Annotated in this window: 24 protein-coding genes and 2 pseudogenes; 13 read left to right on the forward strand and 13 right to left on the reverse strand. The window is 37.6% G+C overall.

The features are described 5' to 3' along the window. Nucleotides 1-531: 531 nt before the first annotated feature. A complete protein-coding gene (pssA, locus tag Q4493_RS10465; RefSeq protein ID WP_303452321.1) occupies nt 532-1,359 on the reverse strand; it encodes a CDP-diacylglycerol--serine O-phosphatidyltransferase in 828 nt (275 codons plus the stop codon). 180 nt (nt 1,360-1,539) lie between these two features. On the opposite strand from pssA, the gene Q4493_RS10470 reads away from it, so the two are divergent. After that, nucleotides 1,540-1,950 carry a DUF4124 domain-containing protein gene (locus Q4493_RS10470; RefSeq protein ID WP_303452323.1) on the forward strand — a complete coding sequence of 137 codons (411 nt, stop codon included), beginning with the start codon at nt 1,540-1,542 and terminating at the stop codon, nt 1,948-1,950. Between the two features lie 64 nt (nt 1,951-2,014). On the opposite strand, the gene rpsO is transcribed toward Q4493_RS10470, so the two are convergent. From rpsO to rimP, 6 genes are all read right to left on the reverse strand, one after another. Beyond that, the gene (gene rpsO, locus Q4493_RS10475) at nt 2,015-2,284 is read right to left on the reverse strand and encodes a 30S ribosomal protein S15 (protein ID WP_303452325.1); all 270 of its coding nucleotides are present in this window, start codon (nt 2,282-2,284) and stop codon (nt 2,015-2,017) included. A gap of 131 nt (nt 2,285-2,415) precedes the next feature. Continuing rightward, nucleotides 2,416-3,363, reverse strand: a complete 948-nt coding sequence (gene truB, locus Q4493_RS10480; RefSeq protein WP_303452327.1) for a tRNA pseudouridine(55) synthase TruB — start codon at nt 3,361-3,363, stop codon at nt 2,416-2,418. Nucleotides 3,364-3,367: 4 nt separating this feature from the next. Then, nucleotides 3,368-3,769 (reverse strand): 30S ribosome-binding factor RbfA, encoded by a 402-nt coding sequence (gene rbfA / locus Q4493_RS10485; RefSeq protein ID WP_303452329.1) that lies wholly within the window; start codon nt 3,767-3,769, stop codon nt 3,368-3,370. A gap of 219 nt (nt 3,770-3,988) precedes the next feature. Beyond that, complete coding sequence (infB, locus tag Q4493_RS10490) at nt 3,989-6,670, reverse strand: translation initiation factor IF-2 (protein ID WP_303452331.1); 2,682 nt, start codon at nt 6,668-6,670, stop codon at nt 3,989-3,991. A gap of 22 nt (nt 6,671-6,692) precedes the next feature. Further along, nucleotides 6,693-8,186: a transcription termination factor NusA gene (gene nusA, locus Q4493_RS10495; RefSeq protein WP_303452333.1), complete on the reverse strand. Its 1,494-nt coding sequence runs from the start codon at nt 8,184-8,186 to the stop codon at nt 6,693-6,695. Between the two features lie 37 nt (nt 8,187-8,223). Then, nucleotides 8,224-8,685: a ribosome maturation factor RimP gene (gene rimP / locus Q4493_RS10500; protein WP_303452335.1), complete on the reverse strand. Its 462-nt coding sequence runs from the start codon at nt 8,683-8,685 to the stop codon at nt 8,224-8,226. A 572-nt stretch (nt 8,686-9,257) separates the two neighbouring features. Between rimP and Q4493_RS10505 the strand changes: the two genes are divergently transcribed. The 8 genes from Q4493_RS10505 (at nt 9,258) to nth (ending at nt 17,768) form a co-directional block, all read left to right on the forward strand. Beyond that, the gene (locus Q4493_RS10505; RefSeq protein WP_303452337.1) at nt 9,258-11,129 is read left to right on the forward strand and encodes an EAL domain-containing protein; all 1,872 of its coding nucleotides are present in this window, start codon (nt 9,258-9,260) and stop codon (nt 11,127-11,129) included. A 287-nt stretch (nt 11,130-11,416) separates the two neighbouring features. Continuing rightward, entirely contained in the window at nt 11,417-11,998 is a 582-nt protein-coding gene (gene rsxA, locus Q4493_RS10510; RefSeq protein ID WP_303452339.1) for an electron transport complex subunit RsxA, read from the forward strand. Further along, nucleotides 11,998-12,576, forward strand: a complete 579-nt coding sequence (gene rsxB, locus Q4493_RS10515) for an electron transport complex subunit RsxB (RefSeq protein ID WP_303452341.1) — start codon at nt 11,998-12,000, stop codon at nt 12,574-12,576. The genes rsxA and rsxB overlap by 1 nt, the downstream gene beginning before the upstream one ends. Beyond that, nucleotides 12,577-14,676 (forward strand): electron transport complex subunit RsxC, encoded by a 2,100-nt coding sequence (gene rsxC / locus Q4493_RS10520; RefSeq protein WP_303452343.1) that lies wholly within the window; start codon nt 12,577-12,579, stop codon nt 14,674-14,676. 2 nt (nt 14,677-14,678) lie between these two features. Then, entirely contained in the window at nt 14,679-15,728 is a 1,050-nt protein-coding gene (gene rsxD / locus Q4493_RS10525) for an electron transport complex subunit RsxD (protein ID WP_303452345.1), read from the forward strand. 8 nt (nt 15,729-15,736) lie between these two features. Continuing rightward, nucleotides 15,737-16,375, forward strand: a complete 639-nt coding sequence (gene rsxG / locus Q4493_RS10530) for an electron transport complex subunit RsxG (RefSeq protein WP_303452348.1) — start codon at nt 15,737-15,739, stop codon at nt 16,373-16,375. Between the two features lie 3 nt (nt 16,376-16,378). Next, nucleotides 16,379-17,083 (forward strand): electron transport complex subunit E, encoded by a 705-nt coding sequence (locus Q4493_RS10535; protein WP_303452350.1) that lies wholly within the window; start codon nt 16,379-16,381, stop codon nt 17,081-17,083. 52 nt (nt 17,084-17,135) lie between these two features. Further along, nucleotides 17,136-17,768, forward strand: coding sequence for an endonuclease III (gene nth / locus Q4493_RS10540; protein WP_303452352.1), 633 nt, complete (start codon nt 17,136-17,138; stop codon nt 17,766-17,768). Between the two features lie 130 nt (nt 17,769-17,898). Here nth and Q4493_RS10545 read toward each other — a convergent pair whose 3' ends face one another. Continuing rightward, the gene (locus Q4493_RS10545; RefSeq protein WP_303452354.1) at nt 17,899-18,720 is read right to left on the reverse strand and encodes a DUF4437 domain-containing protein; all 822 of its coding nucleotides are present in this window, start codon (nt 18,718-18,720) and stop codon (nt 17,899-17,901) included. Nucleotides 18,721-18,869: 149 nt separating this feature from the next. Between Q4493_RS10545 and Q4493_RS10550 the strand changes: the two genes are divergently transcribed. Together Q4493_RS10550 and Q4493_RS10555 are read left to right on the forward strand one after the other, a co-directional pair. Then, on the forward strand, nt 18,870-19,826 hold the full coding sequence (locus Q4493_RS10550; protein ID WP_303452355.1) for a LysR family transcriptional regulator: 957 nt from the start codon (nt 18,870-18,872) through the stop codon (nt 19,824-19,826). A 1-nt stretch (nt 19,827) separates the two neighbouring features. Continuing rightward, nucleotides 19,828-20,088: pseudogene (locus Q4493_RS10555) on the forward strand (endonuclease III); the annotation flags it as partial. A 111-nt stretch (nt 20,089-20,199) separates the two neighbouring features. Here Q4493_RS10555 and Q4493_RS10560 read toward each other — a convergent pair. Continuing rightward, entirely contained in the window at nt 20,200-20,940 is a 741-nt protein-coding gene (locus Q4493_RS10560) for a hypothetical protein (RefSeq protein WP_303452357.1), read from the reverse strand. A 292-nt stretch (nt 20,941-21,232) separates the two neighbouring features. On the opposite strand from Q4493_RS10560, the pseudogene Q4493_RS10565 reads away from it, so the two are divergent. Next, nucleotides 21,233-21,481 (forward strand): annotated as a pseudogene (locus Q4493_RS10565) (endonuclease III); the annotation flags it as partial. 143 nt (nt 21,482-21,624) lie between these two features. Here the strand turns inward: Q4493_RS10565 and Q4493_RS10570 are convergent. From Q4493_RS10570 to Q4493_RS10580, 3 genes are all read right to left on the reverse strand, one after another. After that, nucleotides 21,625-22,017, reverse strand: a complete 393-nt coding sequence (locus Q4493_RS10570) for a nuclear transport factor 2 family protein (protein ID WP_303452360.1) — start codon at nt 22,015-22,017, stop codon at nt 21,625-21,627. 130 nt (nt 22,018-22,147) lie between these two features. Next, a complete protein-coding gene (locus tag Q4493_RS10575) occupies nt 22,148-22,765 on the reverse strand; it encodes a DsbA family protein (RefSeq protein ID WP_303452362.1) in 618 nt (205 codons plus the stop codon). Continuing rightward, the gene (locus tag Q4493_RS10580; RefSeq protein ID WP_303452364.1) at nt 22,759-23,625 is read right to left on the reverse strand and encodes an MBL fold metallo-hydrolase; all 867 of its coding nucleotides are present in this window, start codon (nt 23,623-23,625) and stop codon (nt 22,759-22,761) included. Before Q4493_RS10580 ends, Q4493_RS10575 begins: the two co-directional genes overlap by 7 nt. 115 nt (nt 23,626-23,740) lie before the next feature. Here Q4493_RS10580 and Q4493_RS10585 point away from each other — a divergent pair, with 115 nt between their 5' ends. Beyond that, nucleotides 23,741-24,637: a LysR family transcriptional regulator gene (locus Q4493_RS10585; RefSeq protein WP_303452366.1), complete on the forward strand. Its 897-nt coding sequence runs from the start codon at nt 23,741-23,743 to the stop codon at nt 24,635-24,637. Between the two features lie 233 nt (nt 24,638-24,870). Here the strand turns inward: Q4493_RS10585 and Q4493_RS10590 are convergent, their stop codons facing one another. After that, nucleotides 24,871-25,224 (reverse strand): DoxX family protein, encoded by a 354-nt coding sequence (locus tag Q4493_RS10590; protein WP_303452367.1) that lies wholly within the window; start codon nt 25,222-25,224, stop codon nt 24,871-24,873. Between the last annotated feature and the right edge of the window lie 72 nt (nt 25,225-25,296).

Raw genomic sequence — 25,296 nt, forward strand, 5'->3', positions numbered from 1 at the left:
TTACGTCCAATGGACTTATGTAAAATCAATGTAATGTGAGTGCCCACACAAATTGCATGATAACTAATTGTTAAAGATGCCTACTGATGTAGGTATGCCGAATCGTTCACGGATGAACGTTTTATTCGGCGCGAGGTAACAATCTCATTCGTTGTTAAACCGCGTTGCTTAATTCAGGTTCTAGCCCTTACCTCAAGCGAGATGCGCATTCTACGCACCTGAGTTTTAATGTCAACATTTTATTTAAAGAATTTTCATTTTTTTCAAAAGAAAGTTTTTAAACATTATGTTCAAGGTTTTGCTATCAATAAGGATAACTAAACCACTTAAAACTCGCTTCTCAGGTCTCCCTGAAGAAGTGGAGCGCATTTTAGGGATTTCTGTGAGAACGTCAACCCTTTTTTGAAGTTTATTTTAAAAAAGAGTCCGAGTGATTAAAAATAGTACAGTGTTTATATTTTTACTAGTTTAAAAATCAAAAAAAGTGCAAAGATGCACTTTTTTTAAATATTGATAAAGAAAGACTCCTAATTATTTATCTTTATTTGACTCGTTAATTTCTGAGTCGTTAATATGTTTATCTTCAGCTTTAAACTCTGCATCTTGATCATCTCCAACCACATGTTCGAGTTTTAATTTTTTTACCGTCCTTATTGTCGTAAACGGGCCTGAAGAAGCGTAAAGAACAAAAATAACCGTTAGTAGCTCAGCTGGACTTGCTGCAACAATAACAAAAACTAAGACTATCAATAATACAACGATAAAATTAACCTTGCCTTTCCAGTCAACATCTTTAAAGCTGTTATACCTAAAATTACTCACCATGAGTAAGCCACTTACTATAGTAATAACTCCCATGACAATACCAAAGTCTTGGCCTGCTAATTGGTATTCAGTGCCTAACCATACCAAGCTAGCAATAACACCAGCGGCAGCGGGACTAGCTAATCCTTGAAAATATCTTTTATCAGCAACACCAACTTGAGTATTAAACCTTGCAAGTCTTAAAGCAGCAGCAGCGACAAAAACGAATGCTGCTAACCAGCCAAATTTCCCCATTCCTGATAATGCCCAATTATATACAACTAAACCAGGTGCTATACCAAAAGATACCATATCAGCCATACTATCGTATTCAGCACCGAACTCACTTTGAGTGTTTGTCATTCTTGCTACACGGCCATCCAATCCGTCAAATATCATCGCGATAAAAATTGCGATTGAGGCACTTTCAAAATGACCATTCATAGATGAGACAACAGCAAAAAAACCGGAGAATAAACCCGCCGTTGTTAATAAGTTAGGTAATAAATATATACCACGAGTAGGTGTTTGTTCAGATGAGTTTTTATTTAGCATATAAAGATTTTTTAATAAAAATAAAGGCGTAATCTATCATACCTATTATTAGTTCGCATATAAAATGTAACTTAATAGTCATGAAATTAATTAGAATATTTGTAAACTTGCAATTGACTTGTTATAAGTTCTATATAGGTAATTATTTTCAATACTGAAAATAACAATCAGGTAGTTTGTATGAAAATTCAAAAATTTACATTGGGATTATTTCTCTTTAGTTCATTCGCTTATAGCATGGCAGAGAATGTTATCGTTTACCGATGGGTTGACAGTAATAATGTTGTTCACTTTAGTCAGCATCAACCAAAGCACGACAATTATACTGAAATTTCTATGTCAAATACTGTTAAAGCTAAAACAGAAACAAAAGATGACATAACTGAAAATAAACCTGAAACACCTATTAAAATTGCAGCAACACCAAATAAATGTGATGAAGCAAAAGCCAATGTAGAAACATTAAAAGGTTTCGATAAAATACAATACACTAATGCAAAAGGTGAATTACAAGTATTGAGCGACCAAGAAAAAGTACAGCAGTTGGCGGTAAACGAAAAACAAGTTGAAGTCTATTGTGGAACTAATTAATTTTTAGTATTTTCTAACGAAAAAAAGAGCCGAAAGGCTCTTTTTTTATATAGAATACAATCGATTAACGACGTAATCCTAATTTACCGATTAAGGTAGTGTAACGCTCAACGTTTTTACCTTTTAAGTAATCAAGTAATTTACGACGTTGGCTTACCATGCGTAATAAACCACGACGTGAGTGGTGATCATGGATGTGCTCTTGGAAATGACCTTGAAGGTGGTTGATTTGCGTAGTTAATAAAGCAACTTGTACTTCAGGAGAACCTGTATCACCTTCTTTTTGAGCATATTCTGCAACGATTGCAGCTTTTTCTGTAGCGTTTAAAGACATTTTTAATCCTTAGTGTGAAATACCTAATTGGTATTAATAATAATCCCATCTGCCAAACACTAATTCAGCAAGGACGGTAAAAGAGCGCGTATTCTAGCAACATATCTAACGAATGCAATAGATTTATACAATTATTGCATGTCTACCACCGTTATTCGTTTAGGTGCGACGAGTCCATCATCATCAATGATCCCCACACCGATAAATTCATCACTATTATCCTCACCAATATAGACTTGTACCATTCCTTCTGCAGGTGAATTTTCGGCTTTAACTGGGTTGCCATGGCGTAAGAAGTTCGCCGACATTTCATCTACATACACTTTTGGAATTCCATCACAAGCTGTATTCATAGGTAACAATAATGGATCTAAGAGCGTAGAGGGCGAAATATTTTGCTCGTTAGCCTGTTCAAGTAGTGTTTCAAGTTGCTCTATGGTTACCATTTTATCTGTAGGATAATTGCCAACAGCACTTCGATGAAGATGAGCGACATGTGCTCCACAACCCAGTAATTCACCTAAATCATCAACAATAGTTCGAATGTACGTGCCTTTAGATACGTGAATATCTAAATCAACCTCATCATTTTCAAAACGTAATAACGTAAGATGAAAAACCGTAATATCTCGAGACTCTCTAGGAACTTCAATACCTTCTCTGGCATATTTATATAAAGGTTGTCCTTGATATTTTAACGCCGAATACATTGAAGGTACTTGCTTTGTCGTACCACGAAATTGATCAAGAGCATCCGCTAATTGTTCCGCAGAAATATTAACGGGTTTATGACTTACGACTTCACCATCGGCATCGCTAGTGGTGGTTCTGATCCCTAACTTAGCCGTAACTTGATACCTTTTATCCGTATCAAGTAAGAATTGAGAAAATTTAGTTCCTTCGCCTAAACAAATTGGTAACATTCCTGTTGCCAGTGGATCTAATGCCCCTGTATGCCCAGCTTTTTGTGCAAAATAAAGTCTTTTAACTTTTTGTAAGGCACTATTTGACGACATTTCATATGGTTTATCCAATAATAAAACCCCATTAATTGGACGACCTTTTCTACGTTTAGCCATTTACTTACTCAGCTCCTGGCTCAACATCTACGTCGCTTTCATGATTTTTCTCATCTTCAGCAATCGCTTTATCTACCAAGTTGCCCATTCTTACACCTTCAACCATAGATTTGTCATAGACAAAACGTAATTCAGGCATAATGCGCGCTTTGATACGCTTTGCTAATAGTGTACGAATATAACTTGAAGCGTCATTTAAAATCTTAATAGACTCATCAACATTTTGACCTTCTAAAGTAAAAAAGGTCACAAATATTTTTGCATAAGCTAAATCACGTGTTATTTCCACAGCGTTAACCGTTACCATACCTAAACGAGGATCTTTAACTTCACGTTGGATGATCATCGCAATTTCTTTTTGGATTTCTTGACCGACTCTGTCGGTACGAGCAAATTCTCTTGCCATAATGGCTACTCCTCGTAACGCTATAAAAAGCTATTGATAATTCCAATAAACTTTATAGCAAAAAATGGAGGCTAAGCCCCCATTTCATTAATCATATTGTGATGTCTGTTGTTTTAGATTGAAGCTAATATTAATTAGAGCGAGGCGGAAGCACACAGTTAACGAACGTCAATGAGTACTTCCAACAATGCTATTATTGAAATTAGCAATAAAATAAAGTTACAGGCTACGTTGTACTTCTACCGTTTCAAATACTTCGATTTGGTCACCAACGCGAACATCATTATAGTTCTTAACGCCAATGCCACATTCAGTATCTTTACGAACTTCTTGAACATCATCTTTAAAACGACGTAATGACTCAAGTTCACCTTCATAAATCACCACGTTTTCACGTAGTACACGAATAGGTGCAGAACGTTTAATGATACCTTCAGTAACCATACAACCCGCGATAGCACCAATTTTTGGCGACTTAAATACATCACGTACTTGAGCAAGACCAATAATTTCTTGTTTAAATTCAGGTGCAAGCATACCGCTCATTGCTTGCTTAACTTCGTCGATCAATGCATAAATAACACTGTAGTATCGTAAATCAATCTTTTCAGATTCAATAATCTTACGAGCAGCAGCATCAGCACGAACATTGAAACCAACCACAATCGCATTGGAAGCAGCCGCTAATGTTGCATCTGTTTCAGTAATTCCACCAACACCTGAACCAATAATCTTCACTTTCACTTCATCCGTTGAAAGTTTGACTAATGAATCCGAAATCGCTTCTAACGAACCTTGTACATCTGACTTAAGTACCACATTTACTTCTGAAATATCGCCTTCAGCCATATTTGCAAACATGTTTTCAAGTTTAGATTTTTGTTGACGAGCAAGTTTAACATCACGGAATTTACCTTGACGATATAAAGCAACTTCGCGTGCTTTCTTCTCATCTTTAACAACGGTAGCTTCATCACCAGATTGCGGCACACCGCTTAAACCTAAAATTTCAACTGGAATTGAAGGGCCGGCAGATTGAATAGCTTTACCATTTTCATCACGCATTGCACGAACACGGCCATACTCTAAACCACAAAGTACGATATCTCCTTGATTCAACGTTCCTTCTTGAACAAGTACCGTTGCAACAGGACCACGACCTTTATCTAGTTTAGACTCAACAACCACACCGCTTGCCATTTTATCAACAACAGCCGTTAGCTCTAAAACTTCTGATTGAAGAAGAATAGAATCGAGTAATTCATCAATACCTAAACCAGTTTTAGCAGAAACATGACAAAACTGTACATCCCCACCCCAATCTTCCGGGATAACGTCGTGTTGTGACAATTCAGTTTTAACACGATCAGGATCAGCAGTTTCTTTATCCATTTTGTTAACGGCAATAATAATTGGCGCTTCAGAAGCTTTTGCATGTTGAATAGCTTCAATCGTTTGTGGCATAACGCCATCATCAGCAGCAACAACAATAATAACAATATCAGTCGCTTTAGCACCACGAGAACGCATAGCTGTAAACGCAGCATGTCCTGGAGTATCTAAGAAAGTGATCATGCCATGACCAGTTTCTACATGGTATGCACCGATATGCTGTGTAATACCACCCGCTTCACCATCGGCAACTTTTGCTTCACGAATATGGTCAAGTAATGATGTTTTACCATGATCAACGTGACCCATGATAGTAACAACAGGTGCACGCGTAATTGCATCACCAGCATCACCACGATCAGAAAGTACCGCTTCTTCAAGGGCATTTTCTTTCACTAATACCACTTCACGACCCATTTCTTCAGCAACGAGTGCTGCAGTTTCTTGGTCAATAACTTGGTTAATAGTCGCCATAGCGCCCATTTTGAACATAGTTTTCACAACTTCAGCGCCTTTTACAGACATTTTATTGGCTAACTCAGCCACTGAAATCGTTTCACCGATACGAACTTCATTCATTTTAGCTTCAACAGGTTTTGTGAAACCATGTTTTAAGCTTTGCGGTGCAGATAATGTTTGTTTACCTTTACCACCACGACCGCCTTTAGCATTGCGATCTTGTTGATTATTCTTTTTCTTACGACGACGACGTCCACCTTCATCGGCAGAGTCAACTTTATCTTCCGCTTCTTGTGCGTATTTAGAAGACGTTAAATGAACAACTTCTTTTTCTTTCGCTTTACGTTCAGCTTCTTGAGCTTGCCAACGAGCTTCGTTTTCTTCGGCAAGTTTACGAGCAGCTTCTGCTGATTCTTTCGCTTCTGCTTCAATCTTAGCAGCCGCTTCAGCTTCTTGTTGAAGTCGTAATGCTTTTGCCTCATCACTTTCAGCAGCTTTTACTGGTGTTTGCTGAGCTTCTTCAATATTTTTAGCTTTAGCTTGAGCCGCTTGTTTTGCTTTTGCTTCAGCTTCTGCTTTAGCCTGTGCCTTACGTTCAGCTTCCGCTTCTGCTTTTGCGGCTGCAGCAGCTTTTGCATTTTCAGCTTCTTTTGCTTCAGCAATTGCTTTTGCTTCAGCTTCGGCTGCAGCTTTAGCAGCCGCTTCTTCAGCTGCTTTAGCTTCAGCTTCGGCCATTTGTTGCTCTTCTAATTCACTACGCTTAACGTAAGTACGCTTTTTACGTACTTCAACTTGCACAGATTTAGCTTTGCTGCCGCTGCCCATAGTCAATGTAGATTTTTTCTTACGGCTTAACGTCATCTTGCTTGGTTTAGCAGATGAATCATCACCGTGTTGTTTTTTAAGATGTTCAAGAAGAGACTCTTTCTCTTCTTGGGATACAGAATCCGATGCACTTTTCGTTACACCAATATCTGCCAATTGCCCAACCAATCTATCGACCGGTGCGCCTATTTCATTGGCAAGTTCTTCTACTGTTACAGATGCCATCTATTTTGTACTCCCGGTGCTATTACTCTTCATTAAACCAACAAATATTACGCGCGGCCATAATAAGCTCGCCTGCTTTGGTTTCATCTAACTCTTCAATATCTGAAATTTCATCAACACCTTGTTCCGCTAAATCTTCAAGAGTAACAACTCCTCGACTTGCTAAAACAAATGCCAAATGACGCTCTAAACCTTCTAAATTCAATAAATCTTCAGCTGGCTCAGCGTTTTCTAAGGATTCTTCACTTGCGAGTGCTTTAGTGGTTAATGCTGCTTTTGCTCGTTCGCGAAGCTCTTCAACAATATCTTCATCCATACCATCAATATCTAATAACTCAGATGCTGGTACGTATGCTATTTCTTCTAATGAAGTAAATCCTTCTTCGGCTAGTAACAATGCAAAATCTTCATCAATATCTAATTTGTCTGTAAATAACGATAAGACTTTGTCATTTTCAGCTTGATGTTTTTCATTCATATCATCAACGGTCATTACATTCAGTTCCCAGCCGGTTAATTGGCTAGCTAAACGAACGTTTTGACCACTACGGCCAATCGCCATAGCAAGATTGCCTTCTTCAACAGCAATATCCATAGTGCCTTTATCTTCATCAACAATGATCGAAGCAACTTCAGCAGGCGCCATAGCATTGATAACGAATTGTGCAGGATTGTCATCATATAAAACGATGTCTACACGCTCGCCACCTAGCTCACCCGATACTGCCTGTACTCTAGAGCCGCGCATACCAACACAAGCACCAACAGGATCAATTCGCTTATCGTTTGATTTAACGGCAATCTTTGCTCTTGAACCTGGATCGCGAGCGGCTCCTTTGATTTCAAGCATTTCTTCGCCAATTTCTGGCACTTCAACTCGGAATAACTCAATCAGCATTTCTGGTTTGGTACGAGAAACAAACAATTGAGCGCCACGTGCTTCAGGTTTAATAACATAAAGTAAACCACGGACACGATCGCCTGGACGAAATACTTCACGCGGCAATAAATCATCACGATAAATAATTGCTTCCGCGTTATTCCCTAAATCAAGAATAACACTTTCACGGCTCGCTTTTTTCACAACACCCGTGATTAATTCACCCACTTGATCTTGATACGCATCAATAATTAATGCACGTTCAGCTTCACGTATTTTTTGTACGATAACTTGTTTTGCCGTTTGTGTGGTTACACGATCAAATTTTACCGATTCGATTTGTTCTTCAACATAGTCACCGATTTCTAAATCAGGTTGATCATATTGAGCAGCCGACAAACTCATTTCAGCAAATGGGTTTTCTGTTTCAGCATCATCGGCAACAACTAACCAACGTCTAAACGTATCAAATTCACCTGTTTTACGGTCAATACAAACACGTACAACAATATCGCCTTCATACTTTTTCTTGGTGGCAGTTTCTAATGCAGTTTCCATCGCTTCAAAAATACTTTCACGAGGTAATGCTTTTTCGTTAGATACAGCATCTACTACCAGTAATATTTCCTTACTCATGCTACTTAGCCTTTAATAATCGTTATAATTCAATACACTATTTTTCAAAATTATGAACAAGATTGCCCTTGTCAACATTACTGAAAACAAGTTCATACTCTTCATTATCTACCGTTACTATCAAGATGTCGTTTTCAACAGCATTCAAAATACCTTTGAATTTACGACGTCCGTTTAACGGTAGAGATAATCTGACATTAATCGTTTCACCTATCGCCGCTTGATAATGTGCTAGAGAGAATAAAGGTCTATCTAAACCCGGAGATGAAACTTCTAAATTGTATTCTGTACTAATTGGATCTTCTACATCAAGCAATGCACCTACTTGACGACTAACCTCCGCACAATTATCAACATCAATGCCATTTTCATGGTCGATAAAAAGACGAAGTATCGAGTGTTTACCCGCACTAACGAACTCTATACCTAATAATTCAACACCAACCTCTTCAACAGCTGGTCGTAACATGTCTGTTAATTTATGTTCAAATTTAGCCAATCATTTTCTCCAGTTTTCTAGCTTTTAGATACAAAAAAAGGGCATATAGCCCAGCGATAACACATGCTGTAATGCATCTTTTTAAGATACAAAAAAACCCCAAATCGGGGCCTATTTTCACTGAACCCGCAATGTGTATTATTTCAAATAATGGTGTATTAATTTTGAAATAATGAACCGAAACAATAATAAGGGAGTACAAAAAACGTTGTAATCACTTTCAGTGAAATACTGCTACGGAATAAAACGAACAAATTATATAGCGCTGAGACAATAATCGCAAGTCCCTTAAAGAGATAAGTTAGTTTAATTTATTAACCAAAAGACAGAAAAATTGACAGTTTATGAAAAAACCATCGAATATTTAGATAAATTGCGAATTAACAGTTGCTTAGTATTGATACTTTATTCATGGTATAGCATTATTCAACGATTTATTAATTTATTTACTTACTTAACATCTTCTAAATATTAGTTAGCTGTTTTAACAGCTTATAGACTATAGTTGATAATGTGATACATGTGTTTGACTCATGTATTAGTATGTTTTATTGAGGTTTTTAAGGTTTTATATGTATACATACTCGCAGTTAATCTCACGTAATATGATTAGCACGGCAATATTAAGTGTTATTTTTATTGTCATTGCTTATTTCATTACCTCTGAGCAAGTTTTAAAACAACAAAAAAACCAGCAGGAATTAGTTAAATTATATTTTTCAACTAGCTCAGCAGATAATATTGAATCTTTAGCAAAAAAATTAATGCAAAATCAACGCTTTACTTTTTTCAAAGTCGTCAGTGATGATAAACAAGTGATATTTGAAGCGTCCTCGAAAACTAATTTTTTAGCAAACTTGCTTACGCCAAAGCTGGTTAACCAAAAAATATTTCCTCAAGGTTTTTCAGTTTCATTACAAACCAATGCTTCAAATTACGCTCACTTTTTATTAGTCGTTTGCGTAACCATGTTGGTGTTGTCTTTAGTTTTTGTTTTTATTGCTGGTAAATTCAGCATCAATCGATATAAAAACATCATCAGCAGTATAAACGAACAAATTAAAAAAGAATTAACTCACGTATTACAAAACACGGAAAAATCCACTGATGAAGATCTTTTTGATTTACCTGAATTAAATGCGGGTATCAGTGAAATAAAAAATCAAATTAATAGCCATATTTCTGACGCCGGTGCGCTAGAAAAAGAAGCATTTATTGAACCTTTAACTCAGTTAGAGAATCGCTCTCGTTTTGTGCAATTTTTTGAAACAAAAGCAGAATCTATCGATTTTGGTGTATTAACGATCACTCGTTGTTCTGAGTTACAAACCATTAACCAAATTCACGGTTACACCGAAGGCGATAATTATATTTGTAAGGTTGCTGATATCATGAAAGCTGCAGCGACCAAGTTTCAATCATCTAAAATATTTAGATTAAACAGTTCAGATTTTGCCACTATTCTACCTAACACAACTTTGCAAGATGCAGAGAATTATGCAAAAGAATTAACGATCCAATTTAATAAATATCAACAATCTTCTGATTTAGATTCTGTCGGCTATACCGGCTTAGTGAGCTTTAAAAATAATAACCCTCTTGGTGAATTATTAGCGCTAGCTGATACGGGAATAAGTGTCGCGCAAACACAGCAAATTAATTCATGGTATTCACAAACTGACAGTAGCATTTTAGAAAGCTCAAGCGCTAGTTACGGTAACCAAAATTGGCGACAAGAAATTGAAAACGTAATTAAATACAACCGTTTAACATTACTAATACAACACATTAAGCCAACAAGTAGAAATACTAAAACTTATAATGAAGTATTAGCACGCTTTTTAAATGTAAACGATGAAATGCTACCGACAGCATCTTTTATTGCCATGGCAGAAAAACTCGACAAAATTGTTGAAATTGATCGAATGATCATCGAAAAAGTGATCACTGAAATTGCAGATAAAAATCTTCATGATCAACAGTTTGGCATTAATATTAGCTCTCGAACCATCCATGATGAGCAATTTTTAATATGGTTAGAAAGACGTTTATTAAGAGATCCCGCAATTAGTAAAAACCTAGTGTTTGAAATTACCGAATTTGGCCTTCAACAGAACATAAAAACGAGTAAACGTTTTATCGATATGATCCATCGTGCAGGCGCTAGAGTCACAGTTGAACGCTTTGGTGTAGGCTTAACATCCTTTAAGTTCTTCAGAGATCTTAAGCCTGATTACATTAAAATGGACAGTACCTATACACGAGATATTGATGAAGATAAGAACAATCAATACTTCCTACGGTTAATGGTAGATTTAGCACACAGATTAAGTATCACTGTATTAGCTGAAAGCGTTGAAAGCCAAGAAGAAATATTTACATTAGAAAAACTTTTCATAGATGGTTGCCAAGGCTTCCATATTGGTAAACCTCAGCCTTTATAAGCTTTTTAATATTCGATTACTCAACGTAGAGCGTATGGTTACATTCCCACTAGTTTCAATACGCTTTATGTTTGATAAATAAAAACCATTTTTAATATTGTTATTTTAATTGATAAAAATGTCCTCCCCTACCTATGAATAGCAATTTGTAAAATAATCATGACATAGTGTTTCCATTTACTCCTCACAATATTGCATATGCAACAATAATTATTCAATAGATCGGTTGTTATCTTGCCCAGAAAATCGGATAATAAGACTAACTTATTCATTACTATTCATTTAACATGACTGACTACCTATTATTATTAGTGGGCACAGTATTAGTTAATAACTTCGTGCTTGTGAAGTTTCTCGGTTTATGCCCGTTTATGGGGGTCTCCTCCAAAACAGAAACTGCCATAGGCATGTCATATGCAACGACTTTTGTGATGACCCTTGCTTCGTTATTAAGCTACTTAGTAAAAACTTACGTTCTCTCTCCTTTAGGGCTTGATTACTTAACTACAATGACATTTATTCTAGTTATTGCTGTCGTAGTGCAATTTACAGAGATGGTGGTGCATAAAACTAGCGCCAACTTATACCGTTCATTGGGAATATTCTTACCACTGATCACGACCAACTGTGCCGTACTTGGTGTCGCTTTATTAAACATGTATGAACAACATAATTTCTTAGAATCAATTATTTACGGCTTTAGCGCTGCACTTGGCTTTTCTTTAGTGTTAATCATGTTTTCAGCTATGCGTGAAAAACTTGCCAATGCTGACGTACCTACCCCTTTTAAAGGCTCTGCCATTGCCATGATCACTGCCGGTTTAATGTCATTAGCTTTCATGGGCTTTACAGGGTTGGTTAAATTTTAATGTCAATTATTATCGCAATTTTAGTTATTGGAGTAATTGGCTTATTTTTTGGCGCTTTACTCGGTTTTGCTTCGATAAAATTCAAAGTTGAAGGAGATCCACTCGCCGAACAACTTGACGCGCTTTTACCTCAAACTCAATGTGGACAATGTGGATACCCTGGCTGCAAGCCATATGCCGAAGCAGTTGCAAATGGTGAAGCAATTAACAAATGTGCGCCGGGTGGCGATGATACCATCAAAAAAATTGCTGATTTAATGGGAGTTGAAGTACAACCATTAGATGGTAATCATGAAACAGATAATACCCCTAAAGTCGCCTTTATCATTGAAGAAGATTGTATTGGTTGTACCAAATGTATTCAGGCATGTCCTGTAGATGCCATTATTGGCGCAACAAAACAAATGCATACCGTTATTATCGATGAATGTACCGGTTGTGATTTATGTGTAGCACCTTGCCCTGTTGACTGCATAGAAATGCGGCCAATAAACCAAACAACTCGCAACTGGCAATGGGATTTAAATAGTATCCCTGTTGTTCAACTAGATGCTACATCGCAGGAAAAAGAGGTTTAAGTGGAATCGGTAATTGAACGCATAGACAAAGGTCTTTTTTGGAAATTTCATGGTGGAATTCACCCACCACAAATGAAATTTTTAACCTCTGATAAACCTATTCTACAGCTTCCTCTCCCCGAAAAGCTTGTTATACCTATTCAACAACATATTGGTGAAGCAGGAGAAGTAATTGTAAACGTTGGCGATGATGTCGTAAAAGGGCAACCGTTGACACGCTCAACTTTGCCTATTTCAGTTCCTATTCACGCCCCTACTAGCGGAAAAATCACTGCGATTGAAAACGCAACCATTGCCCATCCATCAGGTTTAGAAGAATTATGTATTAAATTAATCCCTGACGGTAAAGATACCTGGTGTGAACGAACAATTTGCCCTGAATATCAGCAATTATCTAAAGCTGAGATTATCGAAAAGATTTGTAATGCCGGAATTTCAGGTATGGGGGGAGCTGGTTTTCCCACTCATATTAAAGTTGGTACAACAGCACAAATTAATTACTTAATTATCAATGCCTCAGAATGTGAACCTTACATCACTGCCGATGACTTATTAATCAAAGAGCATAGTTCTGCAATTCTTGATGGGATTAATATTCTTGATCATCTACTTGAACCTGCTTTTATACTAATCGGTATTGAAGATAACAAACCAGAAGCAATTAAGGCGTTACAAAACGCGACGCAAGGTATTGATAAAATCAAGGTTTGTGTATTACCTACACAATACCCCGTTGGCGGTGAAAAACAGTTAATCATGGCATTAACAGGAACGGAAGTTCCATCGGGCGTGCTACCTACGTCTTTAGGTATTGTAATGCAAAACATTGCGACATGCTTTGCAATAGCCGATGCGGTAATTCATGATACGCCGTTAATAAAAAGAGTCGTAACGGTTAGTGGTCAAGCGCTTGAGAAACCTCAGAACGTTTGGGCATTATTAGGTACGCCTGTTGAATTTTTACTCAACGAATGTGGGTACCCACAACAAGAGAAGAAACATATAATCATGGGCGGCCCTATGATGGGCTTTAGTTTGCCTAATAATCAAGTGCCTATTGTAAAAACAACCAATTGCATTTTAGCTCCAAGTGAAGCAGAAATTCCCAATGATAACCAAGAAGTAGAATGTATCCGCTGTGGACAATGTGCTGAAGTATGCCCCAGCCAACTTCTTCCTCAAGAATTACAATGGAGCGCTAAAGCCAAAGACCATCAACAACTAGATACATTAAACTTATTTGATTGTATTGAATGTGGTGCTTGTGCCTATGTTTGCCCAAGTCATATCCCCTTAGTTCATTATTATCGTGTCGCTAAAGCTGAAATCCGTCAACAACAGTTGCTTGATTTAAAAGCAGAAAAAGCAAAAGTGCGTTTTGAGGCTAGGAAATTACGTTTAGAGCGTGAAAAATTAGCGCGTGAAGCAAAACATAAAAAAGCGGCAGAAGCACGTAAAGCGCGAATGAATTCAGGTACCCCAGAAGCGAATAATGAAAAATCAGCGGTTGCCGCCGCTTTAGCAAGAGTAAAAGCGAAAAAAGCGCAGGCAAGTGCTGAGCCGACAAATAGTGCTAATCCGAGCGATGACGCCAGTTCAGAAAAAAAATCTCAAGTTGCTGCAGCAATAGCTCGCGCTAAAGCGAAAAAATTAGCAGCAAAAGATAATAACTCAATAGCGGAAAAGCCACCTGCTGAAATCAATCCTGTAATCATTGATGAAAAAATAGAAGAGAAGCAAACGTTAGATCCGGCAGAAGCTAAAAAAGCAAAAATCGCCGCAGCCATCGAGAAAGCGAAAGCGAAAAAACTAACGACAGAGGCAAAATCATCAACATCGTCAGAGATAAAGACAGAAACAGTAACAGCACCATCTCCTGCTGACGCCAAAAAAGCGAAAATTGCTGCCGCTGTTGCAAAAGCGAAAGCAAAAAAACAGCAAGCTGAGCAAAAAAAAGAAATTCAATTATCTGCCAATGAAGATATTACTTCTTCGATAAAAGATGAACCAATAGCAGAAGCTGTTACCGATAAAAAAGCCCGTATAGCTGCAGCAGTCGCCAAAGCTAAAGCCAAAAAACAACAAACAGAGTCAAAATAAAAATGGCCTATTGGATTGCAAGTTCACCCCATAACCACCTGCAAAGTAAAACGTCAGCATTAATGCGTTTGGTAATATATGCGACAATTCCAGGCATTCTCACCCAATGGTATTTTTTTGGTTGGGGTAATATCATCCATATTAGCTTAGCAATTGCGACAGCTTTGCTAACTGAATTTACGGTATTATCTTTAAGAGAAAAAAAAGTCAGTGAACAACTCTTTGACGGCAGTGCAATTTTAACCGCAGTTTTATTAGGAATAAGTTTACCGGCTCTTGCGCCATGGTGGATTTCTGTTATCGGCAGTATCTTTGCCATTGCAATTGTGAAGCAACTCTATGGAGGAATAGGTTTAAACCCGTTTAACCCGGCAATGGCTGGATACGTCATGCTATTAATTTCTTTTCCTGTGCAAATGACCTCGTGGCAACCGCCTCTTGAATTAATGTCTGTTCCGTTAGATTTTATCAACACGTTATCGGTTATTTTTACTAACTTTACTTATGATGGTTATTCAGTTGAACAATTACGTACTCATATTGACGGCCATACAATGGCAACGCCATTAGATACTGTAAAAACCAATTTAACCTTAGGTTTAACTATCACAGAAAGTATGAACAATATTGTAATTGGTGAATATGTAGGTATCGGTTGGCAATCGCTAAATTTAGCTTTTTTGATCGGCGGTGTTTTTTTACTGTTTAAAAAAGCGATCCCGTTAGTAACGCCTTTAAGCTTTTTAGGTAGCTTATTTGTTTGTTCATTTATTGCTTTCTTAATAAGCCCAGACAGTAACGCTTCCACTTTATTCCACTGGTTTAATGGCGCATGTATGTTGGGCGCATTTTTCATTCTAACTGACCCTGTATCAGGCGCAACGAGTATTAAAGGTCGTATTATTTTCGGTGCTTTAGCAGGCTTCTTAGTGTTTATCATCCGTAAATTTGGCGGTTACCCAGATGCAGTCGCCTTTGCCGTTTTACTATGTAATATGTCAGCACCATTAATCGATCAGTACACTCGACCACGCACTTACGGGCATAAATAGGAAATATGATGCGAAAAACCATTGAAAAAAACGCCCAGTTACTCGCACTTTTTGCTGTTGCCTGCACAGCGTTGATTGCTTTTGTCAATTTCTTAACACAAGACAAAATTATAGAACAAGAACAACAACAGCTTATTTCAACGTTATCGAGTATTATTGAACCGAGCAGTCATGATAATTCTATTAGTCAAACATGCATTATTCTTGAAGATGAACAATTAGGTGAATTACCACAAAAAGCCTATTTAGCAACCAACAACAATAGCCCTGTTGCTGCCGCCATCACCACCACAGCTCCAGATGGCTATAATGGTAATATCTTTCTATTAGTTGCTATTAACTTTGATGGAACACTTAGTGGAGTTAGAGCAATAAAACATCAAGAAACGCCAGGCTTAGGTGATAAAGTAGAATTACGAAAAAGTCAGTGGATTTTAAGTTTTAACGGTAAAAAAATCCTTGATGAAAATGATCATCGCTGGGCTGTCGCGAAAGATGGCGGCATGTTTGACCAATTTACTGGCGCTACGATTACGCCGCGAGCAGTTGTTAATGCCGTAAAAAGAACCACAAATTATTTTAATCAACATAAAGCTGAACTCTTTAATACCGCACCTAATTGTTCAGAAAATGCCGAGATCAAATAAGCCATGAAACTATCAGATGAATACAAAGAACTCACCTGGCAAGGGCTTTGGAAGAATAACCCAGGCTTAGTACAACTGTTAGGTTTATGTCCTTTGCTTGCGGTTACATCAACAGTAACCAACGCCTTAGGCTTAGGTCTTGCAACCATGTTTGTATTAATTTGCTCAAACGCCACCGTTTCAGCGATTCAACAATGGGTGCCAAAAGAAATACGCATTCCTATTTTCGTTTTAATTATCGCGGCTTTTGTTACTTGTGTTCAATTATTGATGAATGCTTTCACATACGGACTTTATCAATCTTTAGGTATTTTTCTACCGCTTATCGTTACTAATTGCGCCATCATTGGTCGTGCAGAGGCTTATGCTTCTAAAAACCCTTTAAAACAAGCAAGTTTTGATGGCTTTATGATGGGCTTAGGTTTTTTATTAGTGCTAATTGTATTAGGTGGTATTCGCGAAATATTAGGTCAAGGCACCCTTTTTGACGGTGCCGACTTATTACTCGGCGAATGGGCAAGTGTTTTACGTGTTGAAGTTTTTCAACTAGATAATCAATTTTTATTGGCAATATTACCTCCTGGCGCATTTATCGCGATGGGTTTTTTAATTGCCGCTAAAAATAAAATTGATGCTAAATTAGCTGAAAAAGCCCCCAAAAAAGCAAATGTAGAAATAGAGCGTGTTCGAGTTAACTTTGACAGTTAATCTCCAAAAATTGAAGCACAGCTAAACACCGTTTAATTGCACAGATAATAAAATGAATAAACAGAAACGCTTAGAAATATTAACCCGATTACGCGATAATAATCCTCACCCAACGACTGAATTAAATTTTAGTTCACCGTTCGAATTATTGATTGCGGTATTATTATCCGCACAAGCAACTGATGTGGGTGTTAATAAAGCTACGGCTAAACTGTATCCTGTTGCCAACACACCACAGGCCATTCTTGACTTAGGGCTCGACGGTTTAAAATCTTACATTAAAACCATCGGCTTATTTAATACCAAAGCAGTTAACACTATTAAAACCTGTCAAATGTTAGTCGATTTGCATGGCGGCGAAGTTCCAGAAAATCGTGAAGCTTTAGAAGCCCTACCAGGTGTAGGCCGTAAAACCGCTAATGTTGTACTAAATACCGCGTTTGGCTGGCCGACTATAGCGGTCGACACCCATATTGACCGCGTCTCAAACCGTACTAAATTTGCCATGGGTAAAAACGTGGTAGAAGTTGAGCAAAAACTACTTAAAGTGGTGCCGGCCGAATTTAAAGTAGACGTTCACCATTGGCTGATTTTACATGGTCGTTATACCTGTGTTGCCCGTAAACCTAAATGTGGCGCGTGTATTATTGAAGACTTGTGTGAGTTTAAAGACAAGACTGAGTAACTCTCTTTTTTGAAAAGTTTTCAGTCTGTAGATTAAGTTTTAGGGCAACTAACGGCTTCTTTTATACAAATATGGCTAGTTGTATAAAAGAAGCCAATTAAACGCTTGCCATTCTCATCAATAAATAACGCTAATTAACTTGGTACTTGCTATCTGTTCTAATGTAAATCGTAGTGTCTATTTTTCCTTTGTTTTCAATGCCATGTGTAAATTCCCCCTTCGATTCTAAATAACTACCTGCACTTAGGTATTGTGGTTTCACTTGCTCTTTTGAATTGTATTCCACAGAACCGTTGATCACTACTGCCCGAAACTCTGTTGCATTTGTGCTAATCTCGCCTTTAAAGCCTACTGGTAGTTTAATCATTGAACCGCTTATCTTTGCGGTGCTTCCCCAAACATAAGTAAATTGCACACCATCAACATTAATATCATTTAGATCGTTGTCGTTTAACCAGACAATATTGTCTCGATGTAAGTTTAAAGGACGTTCGCCATTATCAAATTTTTCCTTTGAAGGTTTAACTAAGTAGGGGCCTGAATCAATTTCAAGGTAAATTAAGTTAGTTACGTTATTAGCCGCAGTGGTATGCTTTTCGCCTGCCGGCTGAGTCCAAAATGAACCTTCTGGCATCCACATTTTTTCAGCGTTTGGATCGTCATTATGCATTAATCCTTCAATCACAATTCCGCGATAACTAATGTTGTGAATATGTGGCGGAGACTCGAAGCCTTTTTTGAAACGGACTAACATACCAGTGGCGGTGTCCGCAGTGCGATCTCCCCAAAGGTCTGCTGCACCAGGGCTTTTGTCACCACGGAGTGGATTTAGATACCCCCATTTTATATCACTTGCCGCCACTACTTTAGAAGCTTTATCAACGGCAAAAGCTGACGATGACATCAGTGTTGCTGCCAAGGCCAAGCTAGCTACTTTTAAAGATCTTTTCATTTGAAAACCTGCGTTAGTTGAGTATACAGTTACTCTATACCTTAAAATTCATTCGATAAATGAGCGAATGTTCAATACACTTTCGCTAAAACGTGGATAATAGATTTATGTTCTAAGCTTGGTCACAGACTCCAACCTAAGGGGATTAAATGAAAATTGCTGATTTACAAGTATTGCTAAAGGTTGCTGAGCTTCTTTCTATTACCGCAGCGGCCAACAAATTAGATATGAGCTCATCTGCCGCTAGCGTATCGCTTAAGCGTATTGAGCAAGAGTTAGGTGCCCAGCTATTTGTGCGCACAACAAGGCAATTACGTCTAACGCCAGAAGGCGAGCGTTACTTGCCGCTTTGTCAGCAAGCATTAGATTTATTGCAACAAGGGCAGGTGTTAATTAACGAAGAGCAAAAATCTATTTGTGGTGAAGTACGTATGGCGGTATCTTCAGAAATGGGCCGTAACCTAATGCGTGTATTGCTTAACAATATTTTGGATAAACAAAGTGCCGTAACTTTGCGCTTGCATGCCAGTGATAGTCGCGCCGATTTTTACCGCGACGGAGTAGATGTGGCCTTACGGGCAATTACCAAAGAGGCAGCCAAAGAGCTAAATTTGTATGGTTTTAAAATTTGTAATATTCCTCATCTAATATGTGCCGCGCCTAATTATATCGCAAGGCACGGTCAGCCACTAACTCCCGACGAACTCCCTCAACACAATGCGTTACTCTACAAACTATATGAAGTCGTGCACGATCGTTGGGAGTTTTATTACAAAGAACAGAAATACAAAGTTAAAATGAGCAGTAATCGTGCGGTAAATGACGGTGATATTGTTAGGCGTTGGTGTATTGACGGTGTGGGGATTGCTAAAAAATCAGCGATAGATGTGAGTTTAGATTTGCTTTCGGGAAAACTGCAAAGGTTGATGCCGGATTATAAAATCCCATTAACTGAAATGTGGCTAGTTCTACCCAGCCGTCAGTTGATTTCACCTGCTATTCGGCTGATCCGTGACGAACTCAAACAAGAAATTAACAAGCGAAGAGAGCTATTAATCGCGAATCAAATTCTGACCAAAGAAGAATGGCCAGAAGCTGAACTTTAATCTACTTTCCTTATTCTTTAGTTGGCCTACTATAGCGGTAGACACGCATATTAATCGTGTTTCCAACCGCACTAAGCTTGCCATGGGTAAAACCGTTGATGACGTCGAACAAAAGCTCTTAAAAGTCGTCCCTGCGGAATTTAAAGTAGACGTTCATCACTGGTTAATATTGCACGGACGTTATATTTGCGTGGCCAGAAAACCTAAATGTGCTGCCTGTTTGATTGAAGGCTTGTGCGAGTTTAAAGATAAATCAGAGTAACGTTTAGACTGCTTTGAACGAGAATCTGAATGAGGTGTTGCCCCTTGAAAGACTACTTCAAACAAAAGCGAAAAGTCTAAAGAGCATAACAAAGAAACTCTAGGCTGATGGCTATTGCTCACCGTTGATAAAATCGATTTGTTTTTCAATTATAGTGATAAATTTTTCTGTGCGTTTTTGTAACTCTTTATACATATCAAAGTTAGATGCTCGCAGTAACTGCTGATGATGAATGTCATTAATATATTGCTGATTTTTACAAACGTCTTGAAAACGCCCGCTAATCTTGTATCGAAAAAAATAAAGGGAATCGTTAGTTTGTGTCTTCTCTACAAAATAGGGGGATTTGTCAAATGGCCAAGTATTCCAAGATACCCTAGAGTTATCGCTAATATCCAAACTATATTGCTTACTAATAGCTGAATATTGATTGAGTAGGATAATAAAGGTATCTTCATAAAGAGGATAAAAAGACTGGGTGTATAGCTGCTCCAAGGCAACCGTATTCAAATTCAAAGAAAAGTTATACGCAAAGGTGTCGAGTGTTTCGTTAAATATCATCTGACTGTCATTGTTAGCATCACACTTTAACAGATTCTGCATATTTTCAATAAATAGCATTTCTCGAGCCTCGGCAGATTCGATGTAAAAAGAAAATAGTTTATTATTTTCAATCGCTTCTGCTTTTGCTTTCTCAAGCGATTTAGTCGCAAGTTGATTTAAGTCGTTATTATCTTTCCATTCTGTAACTTGCAATGCTACAAAAATACCAATTACAACGACCGAAAAATCAAGGAAAACAGCGAACCAATTTTCCGCTTTCACATGTTTTATAAATTTCCGCAAAAGCATTAAAAATCCCTTTTTCTTTTATTATATAATTTTTGACTAGTACAAACGTATTTATAAATTCATCTTAATCTAGCATAGAGGAAATTAATTAAATATCGAAATATAAGCGAAATTTAGGCTATCGACTAGCCTAAGCGACTACTTCTTGTTCACTGTGTCAAAGTCATGCGCCTAACACGATACGTTTTTCAGAATCTAATGTAATGGCGATTGGGTGACCGTTTTTCTCGTCATGAGGCAGATGGGCTGATTTACGTGCAAAACAGAACTGACTAATGCTCTACTTTGATTATCCTTCGGCTGGCCTACAATAGCGGTGGACACCCACATAGACCGTGTATCAAACCGCACTAAATTTGCCATGGGTAAAAACGTGGTTGAAGTGGAAAACAAACTGCTTAAAGTTGTCCCTGCTGAGTTTAAGGTCGACGTTCACCACTGGTTAATTCTTCACGGTCGTTATACCTGTGTTGCCCGTAAACCTAAATGTGGCGCATGTATTATTGAAGATTTGTGTGAGTTTAAAGATAAAACAGACTAAGTCGTAGTCTGCTCATAACCCAAAAAAAACATTAAGCTTTTGCAAGTTCATGAGCATATTTAAGGCAATAACAGCCAAAAATTTCTGCTCATTTGTGGTGTTAGTTTAAGCCTGATGCATCTTATAAAATGAAATAATGAAGACTATTGCATAGTTGCCATTACAGGCACACTATCAACAAATTGCTCGAAACTAAGGATTTTATTGTTTTCTAGTGTCCATAAATGGGCAACTCTAGCGTTAAACGTACGTCCTGTTTCATTGTACGTACCATAGTAAGTGCCATACGCAAAAACACGATTGTCAGCAGCCACATAACGTTCAACAACGAATCGAAAATCGGTCCATTCCGTTGATAGCCGCTTAAAAACTTTCTTCGAAATCTCCTCAAACCCTATATAAACACCAGCGAGAGGAAAACCATCAGCTTCTTTCCACGTAATATTCTTTGACAAATACTTCTGTAAACTTTTTCCATTTTCTTCTGCAGTTTCACCTTCATATGTGCTATTAATAATATCTAAATTTGATATCATTTGAACATTCTCCTCTTTAATAAATTGTTTTTTATCAGATAAATAAGTCTTTGTTTTTACATAAGCACTGAAAAACAAAAGTGATAACTATTTTAATATTCATTTAACTTCTCCGTTTTACTCACCTAAACTACAGTTGTTCAATTAAGGATTTAAACTGGCTATGGGCTTGGTAGTAATTTTCATGAGGTAGTAAGGCTAAACTGCCTTCTTTTTCTGTAACAAAGGAAGGGAATCCGCTCAGACCCCATTGATTCATCAAATACTGGTTTTGTTGAATATCATCATCAATGTGTTTCTCCTTTAGCCTCATTAAACTTAACCATTCACTTTCTTTAATACCTAGTTGTCTAGCGATAGATGTTAGACAACTAAGGTCACTGACATCCCTTGCGAGCTGGTAGTGTGCTTGTTGAATAGCTTTCAATATATCAAAGCCCCTTCCACAAAGTTGCTCCATAACGCTTACCGCTTGGGCAGTGATGTATGAATCAAGAATAATCGTTTTATTGCTGCTTAATCGATTATGATAGTCTTTCGAAAACAGTTGCCCTGTCGTTAAGGCTATTTTTTTATCAAAACCTTGAGCCATTGTTCGAAAACCTTCATCCATTTCTCGTCTTCGTATCATTCCGCCTGCGTGCAACACCAAATTTATATTTGGTGCAACATGCAGTATTTCCGCAAGAGGAGTAGCGCCATAGCACCACCCACACATAGGGTCAAAAAAGTAATGTACCGTTACCATTTCAATTCACCTTTATGAACTTTAGCGCCAATATTTAACGATAAAGGAAACTGAGCGTCAGGATAAAGTACATTCATTTTATTGATTAGGCTCTCAGAGTCAGCGCTATTCTCTTTTGCTTGTTCAAAATTGGTTAAATAAGTGCTTGTATACTTTAGGTTACTCGCATCAAGCTTTGTGCCTTTTTTCATATGACCAGGCACAACAATCTTTGGAGACAATTCCTTCATTTCAACGAGTTGCAATAACCAAGCGTCCCACTGAGCTTTATCTTGAACATCAGCCGTCCACACATGCACACCGCCAAACACAGCAATATCACCTACAATGGCCTCTATAGACGGAATCCATAAATATGGTCTATGTGCTAACAAACCAGTAGAATCTTTAATTTCAATAGCATGTCCATCAACAGAAAAGGATAATTTTTCATAAGCATTCGGTATTAGTACATTTTCAGGAGCGTTTTTGCCCATTTTAGGCCCCCAATAAGCAACTTTCCCAGCCACTTTCTTTTCAATCACTTTTTTTACTGATGACGTTGCAATAATTTTTGCTTCAGGAAAAAGTTTTTGTAGCGTTTCAGCACCAAAATAATAATCAGGATCTGCCTGACTGATAAAAATAGTTGTTAATTTTTTACCTGAATCTAAAACATTAGCAGCGATTCTTAATGCATCTGCTTTGGTAAAACCTGCATCAATCACCGCGGCTTCAGTATCACCATAAACCAAAGTAGAGTTGACATGAAAACTATTGCTACTCGCGTTATATACCTTTAACGATAGCGGTGCATCGTTTGCGGCATAAACTAAAGAGGCAAGAAAGAGCGTGGTAAGTAGAAGTAGAATTTTATTCATGTTTTATCCTTGTTTAAATCATTAATCATTTTAAGATGAAGCGATCATAAATAATTGACTTGAACAGATAAACGCCAAATACTAAGCATCATTGTTTCATTATACGTGCATATATATGGATAGAATTACCGCTGCTGAAGTGTTTATTGATGTCACTCGATCGGGGAGCTTTACCGCAACAGCAGATAGACTATCGATGTCCAGACCCATGGTCACAAGATATGTAGAGGCATTAGAAAGCTGGTTTGGTGTACGTTTACTGCATAGAACCACCCGAAAAGTAACGTTAACTACCTTAGGTGAACAATGCCTTTCAGATTTGGAGTTATGGATTGATGACGGTCAACGGTTAATTGCCAACGTTAAACCTAACGATGTATTAACAGGCTCAATTAAAATTGCAACCAGTGTATCTTTCGCTCATACACAGCTAATGGCGGCTATTAGCGAGTTTATGATATTACACCCCAAAATCAGTATTGAAATTGACTTGCAAGATACCACCAGTGATTTAGTTAAAAGTCGCATAGATTTAGCTATCCGCATTGCTTCTAATCCTGATGCATCGCTAATAGGCAAACCAATTGCGCTGTGCCGTTCTGTTATTGTTGCCCATGAAAGCTATTTAGCAAGGATGCCTGCTATAAAAAAACCAGAAGATCTCAGTCATCATCATTGTCTCGGTTATACCAATTTTGAAAATCAAGTATGGCATTTGACTCGCGGCACAATACATAAGTCGATTAGCGTTAATGGTCGATTAAGTGCAAATGAAGCAACAGCCTTACTTGAAGCTACTTTATGCGGCACAGGCCTTTCTTTACAACCTACTTATATGGCAAATAAAATGATTCAACAAGGAGATTTAGTTCAGGTATTACCTGAGTGGAAGCCCAACGATATGAATATTTATGCTCTGTATTCATCACGTAAATTTTTAGCACCAACAGTAAGAGCTTTTATTGACTTTATTGATGAGTACCTTAAGAAATACAAATGGGATATTCAGTAAAATGAATATTGCCCTATTCAACTTAAGGGCTAAAAGTATTATTGACTTTACAAATATAACTTTAATGGAAGATTAGCTAATCGTTTGCTTTTAAAGCACTAAACTGCCATTCTTCGATAAATTTTCCACCATTATGTGTATTAACCGCATTAGACGCATAGTGTTGTGCCTAACGCGACAAGTTTAAGAAACAAATACATTTTATTTTTGCGTATAAATTACGGTTTTGTAGGTTATACCGGATACCAAATCGCATCTTTCTTACGAATAAAAATCGCGTAAACAGCCAATCCGATAAATATAACTGATGGTACTGCTGAAGGAACTTCATAAGCAATATGATAATATGTGGCCCCAATCATTACTGGAATCAATCCAGTTGCAGCCAATGCTGTCCACTTGCGCACAAACATCGCAATACCAGCGAGTAACTCAGCTAACCCAATAAAGTATCCAAACCACTCGGGCAACCCCATTTTTGCGAAACTATCGTGTAACTCTGGTAAACCGGCTAGTTTTGCTCCACCAGCCAAAATCATTACCAAACCAAGTAGTACAAGTGGCACCCAAAGTAACATTTTTTTCATCGCTTTCTCTCAAGATTATCAATTTCATTTCGTAGACTATAATTTATTATCAAGTTAATATATATTGATATT

The sequence above is a fragment of the Colwellia sp. 1_MG-2023 genome, from assembly GCF_030546755.1.
Taxonomy (GTDB): domain Bacteria; phylum Pseudomonadota; class Gammaproteobacteria; order Enterobacterales; family Alteromonadaceae; genus Thalassotalea_H.

Bases quoted from the DNA above. Each gene is read 5' to 3' on its own strand.
- Q4493_RS10575 (WP_303452362.1), bottom strand. From the start codon at position 22,765: ATGGTAACGGTACATTACTTTTTTGACCCTATGTGTGGGTGGTGCTAT.
- nth (WP_303452352.1), top strand. From the start codon at position 17,136: ATGAATAAACAGAAACGCTTAGAAATATTAACCCGATTACGCGATAAT.
- Q4493_RS10545 (WP_303452354.1), bottom strand. From the start codon at position 18,720: ATGAAAAGATCTTTAAAAGTAGCTAGCTTGGCCTTGGCAGCAACACTG.
- rsxG (WP_303452348.1), top strand. From the start codon at position 15,737: ATGCGAAAAACCATTGAAAAAAACGCCCAGTTACTCGCACTTTTTGCT.
- truB (WP_303452327.1), bottom strand. From the start codon at position 3,363: ATGGCTAAACGTAGAAAAGGTCGTCCAATTAATGGGGTTTTATTATTG.
- pssA (WP_303452321.1), bottom strand. From the start codon at position 1,359: ATGCTAAATAAAAACTCATCTGAACAAACACCTACTCGTGGTATATAT.
- Q4493_RS10590 (WP_303452367.1), bottom strand. From the start codon at position 25,224: ATGAAAAAAATGTTACTTTGGGTGCCACTTGTACTACTTGGTTTGGTA.
- Q4493_RS10550 (WP_303452355.1), top strand. From the start codon at position 18,870: ATGAAAATTGCTGATTTACAAGTATTGCTAAAGGTTGCTGAGCTTCTT.
- rpsO (WP_303452325.1), bottom strand. From the start codon at position 2,284: ATGTCTTTAAACGCTACAGAAAAAGCTGCAATCGTTGCAGAATATGCT.
- Q4493_RS10505 (WP_303452337.1), top strand. From the start codon at position 9,258: ATGTATACATACTCGCAGTTAATCTCACGTAATATGATTAGCACGGCA.
- nusA (WP_303452333.1), bottom strand. From the start codon at position 8,186: ATGAGTAAGGAAATATTACTGGTAGTAGATGCTGTATCTAACGAAAAA.
- Q4493_RS10580 (WP_303452364.1), bottom strand. From the start codon at position 23,625: ATGAATAAAATTCTACTTCTACTTACCACGCTCTTTCTTGCCTCTTTA.
- infB (WP_303452331.1), bottom strand. From the start codon at position 6,670: ATGGCATCTGTAACAGTAGAAGAACTTGCCAATGAAATAGGCGCACCG.
- rsxD (WP_303452345.1), top strand. From the start codon at position 14,679: ATGGCCTATTGGATTGCAAGTTCACCCCATAACCACCTGCAAAGTAAA.
- Q4493_RS10570 (WP_303452360.1), bottom strand. From the start codon at position 22,017: ATGATATCAAATTTAGATATTATTAATAGCACATATGAAGGTGAAACT.
- rsxB (WP_303452341.1), top strand. From the start codon at position 11,998: ATGTCAATTATTATCGCAATTTTAGTTATTGGAGTAATTGGCTTATTT.
- Q4493_RS10585 (WP_303452366.1), top strand. From the start codon at position 23,741: ATGGATAGAATTACCGCTGCTGAAGTGTTTATTGATGTCACTCGATCG.
- rbfA (WP_303452329.1), bottom strand. From the start codon at position 3,769: ATGGCAAGAGAATTTGCTCGTACCGACAGAGTCGGTCAAGAAATCCAA.
- Q4493_RS10535 (WP_303452350.1), top strand. From the start codon at position 16,379: ATGAAACTATCAGATGAATACAAAGAACTCACCTGGCAAGGGCTTTGG.
- Q4493_RS10470 (WP_303452323.1), top strand. From the start codon at position 1,540: ATGAAAATTCAAAAATTTACATTGGGATTATTTCTCTTTAGTTCATTC.
- Q4493_RS10560 (WP_303452357.1), bottom strand. From the start codon at position 20,940: ATGCTTTTGCGGAAATTTATAAAACATGTGAAAGCGGAAAATTGGTTC.
- rsxA (WP_303452339.1), top strand. From the start codon at position 11,417: ATGACTGACTACCTATTATTATTAGTGGGCACAGTATTAGTTAATAAC.